At 76.2% G+C, this 11,820-nt stretch carries 10 protein-coding genes; 4 read left to right on the top strand and 6 right to left on the bottom strand.

Annotated features, from left to right (window positions below; translation table 11 throughout):
- Positions 1 to 81: 81 nt before the first annotated feature.
- Positions 82 to 921, top strand: coding sequence for an oxidoreductase (locus tag ACRAKJ_RS32355; RefSeq protein WP_438924145.1), 840 nt, complete (start codon positions 82 to 84; stop codon positions 919 to 921).
- A 9-nt stretch (positions 922 to 930) separates the two neighbouring features.
- Here the strand turns inward: ACRAKJ_RS32355 and ACRAKJ_RS32350 are convergent, their stop codons facing one another.
- On the bottom strand, positions 931 to 1,590 hold the full coding sequence (locus tag ACRAKJ_RS32350; protein WP_438924146.1) for an MOSC domain-containing protein: 660 nt from the start codon (positions 1,588 to 1,590) through the stop codon (positions 931 to 933).
- Between the two features lie 94 nt (positions 1,591 to 1,684).
- Here ACRAKJ_RS32350 and ACRAKJ_RS32345 point away from each other — a divergent pair, with 94 nt between their 5' ends.
- A complete protein-coding gene (locus ACRAKJ_RS32345; RefSeq protein WP_438924147.1) occupies positions 1,685 to 2,407 on the top strand; it encodes a hypothetical protein in 723 nt (240 codons plus the stop codon).
- A gap of 36 nt (positions 2,408 to 2,443) precedes the next feature.
- Here ACRAKJ_RS32345 and ACRAKJ_RS32340 read toward each other — a convergent pair whose 3' ends face one another.
- The 5 genes from ACRAKJ_RS32340 to ACRAKJ_RS32320 form a co-directional block, all read right to left on the bottom strand.
- Positions 2,444 to 3,154: a peptidylprolyl isomerase gene (locus ACRAKJ_RS32340; protein ID WP_447008774.1), complete on the bottom strand. Its 711-nt coding sequence runs from the start codon at positions 3,152 to 3,154 to the stop codon at positions 2,444 to 2,446.
- Between the two features lie 31 nt (positions 3,155 to 3,185).
- On the bottom strand, positions 3,186 to 6,113 hold the full coding sequence (locus ACRAKJ_RS32335) for an AAA family ATPase (RefSeq protein ID WP_438926236.1): 2,928 nt from the start codon (positions 6,111 to 6,113) through the stop codon (positions 3,186 to 3,188).
- A 94-nt stretch (positions 6,114 to 6,207) separates the two neighbouring features.
- Positions 6,208 to 6,417, bottom strand: a complete 210-nt coding sequence (locus ACRAKJ_RS32330; RefSeq protein WP_438926235.1) for a hypothetical protein — start codon at positions 6,415 to 6,417, stop codon at positions 6,208 to 6,210.
- Positions 6,414 to 9,317, bottom strand: coding sequence for a type 2 lanthipeptide synthetase LanM family protein (locus tag ACRAKJ_RS32325; protein WP_438926234.1), 2,904 nt, complete (start codon positions 9,315 to 9,317; stop codon positions 6,414 to 6,416). The genes ACRAKJ_RS32330 and ACRAKJ_RS32325 overlap by 4 nt, the downstream gene beginning before the upstream one ends.
- Before the next feature lie 155 nt (positions 9,318 to 9,472).
- Positions 9,473 to 10,033, bottom strand: a complete 561-nt coding sequence (locus ACRAKJ_RS32320; RefSeq protein WP_438926233.1) for a hypothetical protein — start codon at positions 10,031 to 10,033, stop codon at positions 9,473 to 9,475.
- 81 nt (positions 10,034 to 10,114) lie between these two features.
- Between ACRAKJ_RS32320 and ACRAKJ_RS32315 the strand changes: the two genes are divergently transcribed.
- Positions 10,115 to 10,792: an enoyl-CoA hydratase-related protein gene (locus tag ACRAKJ_RS32315; protein ID WP_438926232.1), complete on the top strand. Its 678-nt coding sequence runs from the start codon at positions 10,115 to 10,117 to the stop codon at positions 10,790 to 10,792.
- Positions 10,789 to 11,790 carry a substrate-binding domain-containing protein gene (locus ACRAKJ_RS32310; RefSeq protein WP_438926231.1) on the top strand — a complete coding sequence of 334 codons (1,002 nt, stop codon included), beginning with the start codon at positions 10,789 to 10,791 and terminating at the stop codon, positions 11,788 to 11,790. Before ACRAKJ_RS32315 ends, ACRAKJ_RS32310 begins: the two co-directional genes overlap by 4 nt.
- Positions 11,791 to 11,820 lie beyond the last annotated feature (30 nt).

Genomic DNA, 11,820 nt, shown 5'->3' with positions numbered 1-11,820 from the left:
CGCGGGGCGTCCCGGGAACACCGGGACGCCCCCTCGGGTTGCGGCAGAGGAACGATCTTCACGACCCGAGGGAGCACGTCGATGACCAAGACCGTCACGCTGGGTGGGGACCTGACCGTCGGCCGGTTGGGGTACGGGGCCATGCGCTTAGCGGGAGAGGGGATCTGGGGCCCGCCCGCCGACCGCGACGGCGCGATCGCCCTGCTGCGCCGGGTCGTGGACCTGGGTGTCACGTTCATCGACACCGCGGACTCCTACGGCCCGCACGTCAACGAGGAGCTGATCCGCGAGGCGCTCCACCCGTACCCGGAGGACCTCGTCATCGCCACCAAGGGCGGCCTGCTGCGGCCGTCCCCGGAGGAGTGGGTGCCGCTGGGCAGGCCCGCCTACCTGCGGCAGGCCGTCGAGACCAGCCTGGTGCGGCTCGGCGTCGAGCGCATCGACCTCTACCAGCTGCACCGCCTCGACCACGAGGTGCCGCTGGAGGACCAGGTGGGCGTGCTGCGCGCCCTCCAGGAGGAGGGCAAGATCCGGCACATCGGGCTGTCCGAGGTGGACGTCGACCAGCTGACCGCCGCACGGGCCGTCGCGCCCATCGCGAGCGTGCAGAACCTCTACAACCTCACCACCCGCGGCCACGAGGCCGTGCTGGAGGAGGCCACCGCGCAGGGCATCGCGTTCATCCCGTGGTTCCCGGTGGCCACCGGTGACCTGGCCCGCCCCGGCGGCGTGCTCGACTCGGCCGCGCGGGAGCACGGCGCCACGCCCGCCCAGCTCGCCCTCGCGTGGCTGCTGCGCCGGTCGCCCGTCGTGCTGCCCATCCCCGGCACGTCCTCGATCGCGCACCTGGAGGAGAACGTGGCCGCGGCCGACGTCGAGCTCACCGACCAGGAGTTCGAGAAGCTCTCCGCCCTGGCCTGACCCCGTCGCTCACGCCGGGTCGGGCAACCGCCGCCCGACCCGGCGCCGCAGCTCCTCCGGCAGGTCGTCGCCGGCCGCCAGGAGGTCCGGCAGCAGCTCCGGGTGCAGCGTGATCGCCCGGAACGCGGTCCGCACCGTCACCCCGTGGTCGGGCCGGTGCACCACCACGACCTCGTCACCCGCCGTGACCGTCCCTGGTTCGACCACCCGCAGGTAGGCGCCCGGCGCGGCCCGCCGCGTGAACGCCTTCACCCACCCGCGCTCCTCCAGCACGCCCGCGAACGTCCGGCACGGCACGCGCGGGCTCGTCACCGCCAGCACCAGGTCGCCGACGCGCCACCGCTCGCCGAGGAGCGCGCCGGACACGTCCAGGCCGACCGTGGTCAGGTTCTCGCCGAACAGGCCCGGCGCGAGGTCGCGGCCCAGCTCCGCCGACCACCCGTCGAGGTCCTCGCGCGCGTAGGCGTACACCGCCCGGTCGTCGCCGCCGTGGTGGCGCAGGTCGGAGATGTGGTCGCCGGCCAGGCCGCTGCCGCCGACCCCCTCCGGGCCCGGCGCGCGGACCTCGACGGGCGTGCGCACGGGGCGCTTCACGATCCCGGTGTGACCGAGGTCCGCCTGCGCGAACTCGACCCGGGAACCGACGTTGACGGAGAGCACGTGGGGCATGTGCCCGACGGTAGTGCAGGCACTTCCGGGGTTCCGGACCCCGGTCCGGCCCGGTGGTGGAAGATGGCGGTGGATCACCACCGGTTGGAGGCACATGCGCAGGTCCGTGGTCACGTCGGTGTCCGTGCTCGTGCTGGCCCTGGCCGCCGGGTGCGCGGAACCCCGGGGCCTGCCGGCGCCCACCCTCGGCCCGGCCGTCGAGGACAGCGCGGCGTTCGTCTCCGGCGTCGCCGCGCGCGCCGCCGAGCAGCGCTCCGTGCGGTTCGCCGCCGAGAGCGCCGTGGCGGGCCGCGAGGTCCGCCTCGCCGGCGACCTGCTGCGCTCGCCCGAGGGACGGCTGGTGTCGCTGCGCGAGGACGCCACCGACGTCGTCGTGCTGGCCGACGCCGGCTACAGCCGCACCTCCGGCGGGGCGTGGACCAGGCACGACCCGGGCGAGCACGTCCCCGTGCGGGCGGACACCACCATCGCCCGCCTGCCCGACGAGGTCGACCCGGCGGCGGTGCTGCGGTCGCTGACCGGCGCGCTGGTCGTGGAGCGGGCCGACGAGGTCCTGGACGGCGCCCCGGCGCGCCGCTACACGATGCTCGTCGACCTGCGGCTCCAGGCGGACCGGACGGTCGACGCCACGCGCCGGGCGCAGCTCCTCGCCGCCGACGAGTCCGGCTTCACCGCGACCGCCAGCGTGTGGGTCGGTCCCGGCGACCTGCCCGTGCGGGTCGAGCAGGTGCTCAGGACGCTGGAGGACACCACGTTCCAGCGCGTCGAGCACCGGTTCTCCGACTGGAACGCCGACATCCGCGTCACCGCGCCGTGAACCGCCGGCGGACCCCGGTCCGCCGGCGGCCCCCCGTCAGAGCAGCCGCACGGCGCGCTTGACGTCCGTGCGCAGCGCCGGGCGGCCGTCCACCTCGCTGTCCGGGTTCGGCGCGACGCCGCCGGCCGCGACGCGGTCCAGGGTGGCCAGGCCCGCCTCGGTGACCCGGCCGAAGACGGTGTAGTTCGGCCGCAGCACCGAGTCGGCGGTGACCAGGAAGAACTGGCTGCCGTTGGTGTCCGGGCCCGCGTTGGCCATCGCGAGCACGCCGCGCGGGTAGGTGCGGCGCTCACCGGTCGGGTCGTTCGGCGCGGGCGGCAGCGTGGTGGGCAGCTCGTCCTCGTAGCGGTAGCCCGGGCCGCCCTCGCCGGTACCGGACGGGTCGCCGCACTGGAGCACCTTCAGCGTCGGGTAGGCGGTCAGCCGGTGGCACGTCGTGCGGTCGTAGAAGTCGTGCCGCACCAGGTGCAGGAAGCTCTGCACGGTGCACGGGGCCTGCGCCGGGTCGAGCACCAGCGGCACCGGGCCCTGGTTCGTCGCGAGCAGCACGACGGGCCGGCCGCGGTCGGGGGTGCGGCGCGGGTCCGGCGGCAGGGGCACCGGGCGCGCGGCCGGCTCGTCCGGGGTCGCCGTGTAGCCGCACGGGCCGGGCGTGGTGCCGGGCGCCGTGCCCGGCGGCGAGGCCGCGGCCGTGCCGCCGGTGAGGAGGGTGCCGAGCAGGAGCGCTGCCGCCAGGGGAGTCTTCACGGGACCCAGGTCTAGCGCAGCGGGCGGGCGGCTACCAGGGCCGGTCGGCGGGTCCCAGGGACGCCGCGAAGGAGCTGAGCGACTCGCGGTCCGGCTGGGCGGTCTTCGTGATCAGGCTCGCCACGTGCTTCTCCACCGTGCGCGGCGAGATGTGCAGCCTGGTCGCGATGGCCTTGTTGCCCAGCCGGCCCGCCAGCAGTTCGAGCACCTCGAACTCGCGCACCGTCACGCCCACCGCGCGCAGCACCGGCGGCACCCGGTCGGTGCCGGTGCGGCGCTGCGGCACCGAGGCGCCCACCTGCCGCAGCAGCCCCCGGCAGGCGCTGGCCACCGCCGCCTGACCCGCCTGGTGGAAGTACTCCTCGGCCGTCCGCAGCCACGACACCGGCTCGCCCCAGCCGTCGGCCACCGCGCCCTCGGCGACCAGGCGCAGGCCCAGGTGCCGGGCCAGCGGGAACACCGACGACGCCTCCCGGGCCGCGCGCACCGCCTGCGCCGCCTCCGCCTCGCGCCCCGCCCGGCCCAGCAGCACGGCCAGCGCGAACTGCGCGAACACCCGGTTCCACCGCATCGAGGCCGCGGCCGACCGGGTCACCGCGCGGTACCCGTCCAGGTCCAGCTCACCGGACAGCGCGTCCAGCAGCAGCCGCACGCCGTGCCGGCCCGACAGGTGGTACACGGTCGGCGTCTCCGCCTCGTGCGCGATCGCCCGCGCCAGGTCCTGCCCGGCCGTCGCGCGGTCCTCCTCCAGCAGCGCGCACAGCGCCCGCGCCAGCCCGAAGCACAGCGGGCGCTCCTGCGAGCCGATCCCGCCCAGCCGGTCGAACGCCTCGATCGCGGCGTCCATCTCGGCCCGCCTGCCCCGGTGCGCCGCCGCGGTCGCCTGCGCCATCAGCACGTACAGCGTCAGGTGGTCGAGCCGGAGCCGCCGGGTGTCCGCGGCGGTCCTCCCCAGCCGGTCGGACGCCTCCTCGTACCGCCCGCGCAGCACGGTGTCCAGCCCGAGGATCGCGTCCACGTTGTACGCCGCGCTGATCGCGCCGACCCGCAGCGACTCCTCGCGCGCCCCGACCAGCCCGGCCGACGACCCGTCCGCCAGCCACTCCAGCCCGGCCTGCCGGATCAGCGCGTGCACCCGCTGGATGGTCAGCCCGTGCTCCTCGGCCAGCTGTTGCGCGCGGCGGAAGCACTCGGCGGCCTCGCCCAGGTCCCGCTCCCGCGCCAGCACGCCCAGCAGCTGCCACGTCTCGCAGCCCACCGCGGGCAGCGGCACGCGCTTGGCCGCGTCGGCGGCGCGGCGGGCCAGGAACTCGGCCGACGCCATCCGGTCCGGCACGTCCAGGTACAGCACCAGGAGGGCCTCCACGGCGTCGAGCAGCGCGGTGTGCTCGTCGTCGGCGTCCGACCCCAGCAGCGCCCGCGCGGCGGCCACGTGCGTGCTGCTGTCGGTCCACCGGCCCGCGGTGTTGGCGACCTGCGCGAGCTTGGTGTGCAGCTCGGCCCGCCGCACCCGGCCCAGCCCGGCGGCGCTCAGCTCGTTCAGGGCGTCCACCAGCGCGAACGCCCGCTCGAACTGGCCCGCCTCGCCGAGCGCGGGCAGCAGCGAGTCGAGCACGTCGGCGCGGATCTCCACGTCCACCTGGCTGGCGAGCAGCCGGTGCGCGTGGTCCAGCAGTCGCACCGCCGACCCGGCCGCCCCGTCGGCCAGCGCCCGCCGGCCCGCCTCGGCCAGCAGCACGCCCGCCTCCGCCGTCTGCCCCGCGTCCAGGCGCAGCGACGCCACGAGCGGGCACCACTCGCCGGGCAGGCCCGGGTGCAGCTCCTCGACGGCGTCCGCGGTGCGGCGGCACAGCTCGGCCCGCTGCGGCGGCGGCAGCTGCGCGAGCAGCGCCTCGGCGGTCAGCGGGTGCCGGAACGCGTACCAGTCGGGCACCGGCTCGTCCGGCGTCACGAGCTGCGCGGCCACGCCCGCGTGCAGGTGGGGCAGCAGCTGCCGGTCGTCCAGCCCGGTCACCCGCCGCAGCACCGGCAGCGGGAAGCGGTGCCCCAGCACGGCGGCGGCGGACAGCAGCTCGCGGCCCTGCGGCCCCAGCCGGTCGGTGCGGTGCGCGATCGAGCGGACCAGCGCGGACGGCACGCCGATGCGCAGCTCGCCCAGCACCTGCCAGCCGGCCGGGCCGCGCACCAGCAGCCCGCCGCCGACCAGGCCGTGCAGCATCTCCTCGACCACGAACGGGTTCCCCGCGCTGTCCGCCCACAGCCGTTCGACGACCTCGGCGGGCACCTCGTGGTCCTCGGCCTCCAGGCACAGCGCCGCCACCCGGCGCACCTGCGGTTCGGTCAACCGGCGCAGCTCCAGCAGCACGCCGGCCTCCCGCTGCGCGGCCAGCCGGACCACGTCGAGCGTCGGTCCGGGGTCGGCGCGGGTGGTGACCACCAGCGCGGCGGGCACCTGGTCGAGGTTGTCCACCAGGTAGTCCACGACGGCCAGCGTCTCGGCGTCCGCGTCGTGCAGGTCCTCCAGCACCACCAGGCACGGCCGGGTCCGGCCGACCAGGGCCAGCAGCCGCAGCACGGCCTCGGCGAGCACCACCACGGAGTGCGCCGGCCGCTGCTCCTCCCCGCCCCACTCGGGCACCAGCCGGCCGAGCGCCGGCTGGTAGGGGCCGAGTTCGCGCAGGTCCGGGCCGTCGCCCGCGCGCAGCAGAGACATCAGCGCCTCGGCCAGCGGCCGGAACGGGACGATCGGCCCGATCGTGCTGCCGCGCCCGCGCAGCACCCGCATCCCGCGGTCGAACGCGGCACCGGCGGCGTAGCGCGCCAGCCGGGTCTTGCCGATGCCCGGCTCCCCGACGAGGAACACGGCGTGGCCGCGGTGGGCGCCGGCGTCGGCCAGCACCCGTTCGAGCAGGCGGAGTTCTTCGTCGCGGCCGACGACGACCGGCGCGCGGGTGTGCATGTCCCGACCTTAGTCAAGCCGAACGACCGCACGCCAAACTGCCCGCACCCCCAGTGTGGGCGGGCAGTCCGGCGTGCCGGCGCGGCCTAGCCGGTCAGCAGGGCATCCCGGGCGCGCTCACGGTGAACGAGCCCGAGGTCACGGCGATCGCCGAGCAGGCGCCCACGGCCAGCGTCAGGCCGGCCAGGGCGCGGGCGCGCCCACCCGCCCTGGTCCGGCGGGACAGCGCCATCTCGCCGGCGGGGTGCTCGTCGCCCTGGTCCTCGTTCCAGGCCGTGCCCTCGGCGTGGTCGGCGTTGCTCATGGGTGGTTCTCCTTGTGGGGATGGGTGTTCTGCGAGGGGGCGAGCAGGAGCACGGACGGCACCTGCTCGGGGAAACCGAGGCGGAGCAGGCCGTAGCCGATCCCGGACAAACCGGTGAGCAGCCCGGCCGACGGCACACCGCCCGGCGTCCCGCACCGCGGCCCATACTGCTCCAGGGCGCCGAGGACCAGACCGGCGCGTCGGGTCCGCATCGCCGCGGCCAGGTCGTGGCCCTGCTCGGCGAGCACCGTCAGCGACTCGATCACGCCCAGCTCGCCGTGGCACAGGCTCAGGTCGCGCAGGGGCTCGTGCACCGCCAGGGCGTTCAGGCAGCGGTCGAGGTGCAGGGTGTGCGTGTCGACGGGCTGGCCGGGGTGCGCGGCGTGCGCGAGCACCGCGCCGGACAGGCCCGAGCACCAGCTGTGGTCGGCCTCGGTCACGTCGAACAGCCGCTGGCGCAGCGCGTGGTCGGCGCGCAGGCTCGCCCGCCCGGCCACGCCGCAGCGCTGGTCGCCGGTGGCCCGCGCGTACCGCAGCAGCGCCCAGCCGACCCCGGCCCGGCCGCGGGCGAAGCCGTCGCCGCCGGGCGCCGCGGCGAGCAGCCGGTCGGCGTAGGCGCGGGCCAGCGGCACCGCCTCCGCGAGACCGCTCTCCGCCCGCACGGACAGCATCGCGGCCAACCCGCCCGCCCAGCCCTCGACCAGGTTCGCCGGGTCCTCGCCGATGCGCTCGGCGGTCGCCGCCGCGACCAGCGCGGTGCGCACCCAGTCGGTGATGGCCGGGTCGTCGAGGAGGTTCGCGAGCCGCGCCAGGGCGTAGCAGACGCCGCCCAGGCCGTGCATCCCGCCGCTGCCGACGGCGACGGCCAGCTCGGCGTCCTCGGCGAACGCGGACAGCAGCCCGGGGACCGGGACGAGCGCGTCGCGGGCGAACTCGGTGTAGCGCGACGCGCCGGTCAGCCGGCCCAGCTGGGCCAGGAACAGGGCGACGCCGGTGTAGCCGTTGGACAGTCCCGCGCCCATGGCGGACACCGCCCAGTGCCGGTCGTCCACCAGCTCCAGGCCCACCCAGTTGACCCGGCCCTCGGCGGCGGCGGCCTGCGCCAGCACCTGGTCGGCGATGCCGCACGCGGCCACCAGCAGCCGCTGCGGGTCGGGGACGCCCGGCTCGACCGGCGCGGGCAGGCCCGGCCCGGTGCGGTGCTCCACGGGCAGCGGCCGACTGGCCAGGGCGGCGCTGATCAGCCACTGCTGCTCGTGCCGGTCCACCTCGTCCAGCGCCGCGACCTTCGCCGCGGCGGCGTCCAGGGCGGACCCCGGCAGCAGGCCGGGCAGCCGCTGCCCGGTCGAGGTCCACACGTCGCGGCTGCCCGGCCGGGTCGTGAACAGCGGCACGTCGCCCGCCCACAGGTCCGACACCTCGTGCGGCACGAGGGCGCGCAGCACGCCCAGGTCGGCGGAGTCGTCCCACAGCAGGTCGAGCGCCTCGTCGCGGGCGTCGGCGCCGCGCAGCGCGTCGGGGTGGGTCGACTCGTCCAGCAGCGTCGCGTACAGCTGGGTCATCCGCGGCACGAACCGCACCGGCAGGTCGGCGAACCGGGCCAGCAGGCCCCCGTCGCCGAGCAGTTCCGCGCGGTGGTCGCCGAGCGCGTCGTAGCCGACCCGGAACCCGGCCAGCAGCGCGCCCCGGTAGTCGGCGGGCTCGGCGTCGGCGCCGTCCACCACGGGCCGGTTGTGCGCGGTCGGCGCGGCACCCGGCCTGCGGACCAGGCGCATCCGGTCGGTGCCCGGGTTCAGCCAGGCCACGCCGTCCGCCGCGTACCGCTCCCGGTCGCCGCCCGTGCCGCCGACGTCCAGCGCGCCGTGCTCGCCGAGCAGCACGCTGGGCAGCACGGCCGTGCGGTGCACCGAGCGGGTCAGCGCCCGCACCGCCGGGTCCGCGGACACGTCGGGGGTCGGGTGGAACAGCGTCTCGACGTCCACCAGCACCGGCTGGTCGCCCGCCGCGACCAGGTTCTCGTAGTGCATGTCGGTGCCGTCCACGGCGTACAGCAGGGCGATCAGCGCGCCCAGCCGGTGGTAGAACCGCCCGACCCCGGTCACGTCGGCGCACGGCCCGTGCTCGACGAACTTCAGCCAGCCGTGCGTGGGCCGGGGCAGCGCGCGGGGCAGCCGCAGCCCCAGGTCGGTGTGCCCGTCGAACCACGCGAGCAGGTCGCCGAACGCGACGTGCAGCGCGACCGGCCGCGGCTTGTAGACGACCCGGCGGCCGTCGGCGAACGTCAGCACGGCCACCGAGCGGCCCCGCGCGTGCAGGTCGCCCCGACCGGTGTCGACGTGCGCGACGGGGCCGGGGTCGCGGCCGTCGAGCAGGGTGCGGACGACGTCGCGGCGGTCCCGGGCGAACCGGTCGAGCAGCTCGACGTGCGCCTCCACCGCGTGCAGGCACGCCTGGCCGAGCAGCCGGGCCAGCACCGGGTACTTGGCGAACAGGGCGCGCAGGTCGACGTTGCGCACGAAGTCGGCGAACCGGGCCTGCGGGGTGTCGCCGGACAGCCGCCCGGCGAGCCGTTCGAGGTTCAGCTCCAGCACCAGCGCGCGGGCGGCGACCCGGGCGAGCCGCGCGCCCAGGTCGCGGGCGAAGGCGTCGTCGAGCCGCGGGTCGCGGCGGACCGCCTCGCGCACCAGCGGGCGCAGCGCGAACGCGAACGCCTCGTCCCAGCCGCCGCCGGGGAAGTCTGCACGGGCCGCGGTCGCGGTGGCGCGTTCCACGAACGCGGCCCATGAGGGCCGTCCACGGGGGACGACCAGTTCCTGGGTGCTCTCGCGGACGCCGCTGAGCCACCAGGCGGCGGGCCGGTCCACGGCGGAGGAGAACACGCGGACCAAGTTGTCATGCACGAAGCCATCGCACATGGGGGTGCCGCCCCCAGATTCACGGGGTCACCAGGGGGGCGGACCGCACCAATGCGGAAAGGCGTCGTCGCAGGTCACCCGTACCGGGGAGGGGCCCGCCGACCGGCGGGCACGGGGCGTGCCCGGTCCCGTGCGCTGCGCTACCGGGAGCAGTTCTCCGCCTGCTCGCCCGCGTCCACGAACTCGTCGGGCAGCGAGACGACGTCCAGCTTCTCCATGCCCTCGTTCATCACGGCCACCGCCTCCGTCAGGTCCTGCATGACGGAGGAGAACACGTCGGCGGTCAGTTCGGGCGCGCCGTCCACGGTCGACTTCGCGGACACGAACTTGTCCCGCGCCCGGCCCAGCGGCTCGCTGATGACCTCGACGGCGGTGTCGGCGGCGGGCTGCGGGGCGGGCGTCAGCTCGTCCAGGTCGTGCAGCGCGACCTCCAGCACGTCCACCACCCGGCCCAGGGAGTCGGCCAGGCCCTTCTTCAGCTGCGCCGGGTCGCCCTCCGGCTGCGGGAACTGCACGCCGCCCGAGGCGATCATGTAGTTCGCCACACCGCAGTAGTTGTTCATCCACCGGACCAGCTCGGGCCCGGGGGTCGGGGCGGTGGTCGAGGGCTCGGCCACCGGCACCGCCCTGCCCGCCACCGGGGAACCGCACCCGGTCAGACCGACACCCACCAGCGCCACCGCCACCACCCACCGCTTCACAGGGGATTTCTACCCCACGGATCACTCGATGGTGGGACGAAGCAGGACAACCGGTCGACGCCTCGGCACGATTGGCCACCGATGGGCGTCTCACTGGAGTTCTCCGACGGGATCGCGGTGGTCCGGTCGCGTGACCCGCTGGACACCGCGCTGCCCCACCTGCGCGCCCTGGTGCCCGCGGTCGTCACCGCGCGGGCGGTGGTGCTGTTCGTCGGGTGCCGGCTGCGCGCGCCCGACCTCCGGCGGCTCGTGCGCAGCTCGGCGGCGGAGCGCGAGGCGCTCTCCTCCTCCCTGCGCGCGCTGTGCGAGGCGGTCGCCCGGCTGCCCCCGCCGGTCGTGGCGGCCATCGACGGCAGCGCGCTCGGCGAGGCGGCCGACCTCGCGATGGCGTGCGACCACCGCGTGCTGGCCTCGGACGGCGGGTTCGGCCGGGTGAGCGGCTACTGGGCGAGCGGCGACCCGATGGGCGGCGCCCCGGCGGGCGGCGACCCGGCGGGCGGTGGCCCGATGGGCGGTGGCCCGGCGGGCGGCGACGGGGTGGGTGGCGATCTGGTGAGCGCCGGCCGGGTGGGCGCCGGCCGGGTGGGCGCCGGCCGGGTGCTGGTGGCGCGCCGGGTGACCGCCGCCGAGGCGTTGCGCACCGGCCTCGTGGACCGGGTCGTGCCCGCGGGCGCGGTGCTGGGGGCGGCCATCGAACTCGCAAACGAATGCAAACCAGCGCAAGTAAGGCGTAAATCCTGCCGTATAGTTGCTCCATGACGCAACGGCGGTTGGCCGAAGTGGCCGCGAAGGTCGGCGTGAGCGAGGCGACGGTCAGTCGCGTGCTCAACGGCAAGCCCGGCGTGTCCGACGCGACGCGGTCCGCGGTGCTGACCGCCCTTGACGTGCTCGGCTACGAACGACCCACCCAGCTCCGCGGCGAACGGGCCCGCCTGGTCGGCCTCGTGCTGCCGGAGCTCCAGAACCCGATCTTCCCCGCGTTCGCCGACGTGGTCGGCAACGCCCTGGCGCAGCGCGGCTTCACGCCGGTGCTGTGCACCCGCACCGCGGGCGGCGTGACCGAGGCGGACTACCTGGAGCTGCTGTTCGAGCAGCACGTCTCGGGCGTGGTGTTCGCGGGCGGCCAGTACGCGCAGGCCGACGCCTCGCACGAGCACTACCGCCAGATGACGCGGCGCAGGCTGCCCGCCGTGCTGGTCAACGCCGCCATAGAGGACCTGGGCTTCCCGCGCGTGTCGTGCGACGACGCGGTGGCCGTCGAGCAGGCGTTCGGGCACCTGGTCGCGCTCGGGCACACGCGGATCGGCGCGGTGCTCGGCCCGACCGACCACATGCCGTCGCGGCGCAAGCTCACCGCGCTCACCGGGTGCGCGAAGGCCGCGGGCGTGGAGCTGTTCGAGGAGCACGCGATGTTCTCCCTGGAGGGCGGGCAGGCCGCGGCGACCCGGCTGCTCCACCGCGGCGTCACGGCGGTCCTCTGCGCCTCCGACCCGCTGGCCCTGGGCGCGGTGCGCGCGGTGCGCCGCCAGGGGCTGAACGTGCCGCGCGACGTCTCCGTGGTCGGCTACGACGACTCACCGCTCATGACCTGCACCGAACCGCCGCTGACCACGGTCCGCCAGCCGATCGAGGCGATGGGCCGCGCGGCCGTCGAGCTGCTGGCCAACCAGATCGCGGGCACCCCCGGGCCGGACGAGGAGCTCCTCTTCGAGCCGGAGCTGGTGGTCCGCTCCTCCACCGCCCCCGCGCCCCGCTAGGAAAGCGCCCCGAACCCAGGGCCCGGCGAA

It is taken from the genome of Saccharothrix sp. DSM 118769 (assembly GCF_052936295.1).
This window is presented reverse-complemented; position numbering and strand designations above follow the sequence as displayed.

Bases quoted from the DNA above. Each gene is read 5' to 3' on its own strand.
- ACRAKJ_RS32355 (WP_438924145.1), top strand. From the start codon at position 82: ATGACCAAGACCGTCACGCTGGGTGGGGACCTGACCGTCGGCCGGTTG.
- ACRAKJ_RS32345 (WP_438924147.1), top strand. From the start codon at position 1,685: ATGCGCAGGTCCGTGGTCACGTCGGTGTCCGTGCTCGTGCTGGCCCTG.
- ACRAKJ_RS32350 (WP_438924146.1), bottom strand. From the start codon at position 1,590: ATGCCCCACGTGCTCTCCGTCAACGTCGGTTCCCGGGTCGAGTTCGCG.
- ACRAKJ_RS32330 (WP_438926235.1), bottom strand. From the start codon at position 6,417: ATGAGCAACGCCGACCACGCCGAGGGCACGGCCTGGAACGAGGACCAG.
- ACRAKJ_RS32335 (WP_438926236.1), bottom strand. From the start codon at position 6,113: ATGCACACCCGCGCGCCGGTCGTCGTCGGCCGCGACGAAGAACTCCGC.
- ACRAKJ_RS32315 (WP_438926232.1), top strand. From the start codon at position 10,115: ATGGGCGTCTCACTGGAGTTCTCCGACGGGATCGCGGTGGTCCGGTCG.
- ACRAKJ_RS32310 (WP_438926231.1), top strand. From the start codon at position 10,789: ATGACGCAACGGCGGTTGGCCGAAGTGGCCGCGAAGGTCGGCGTGAGC.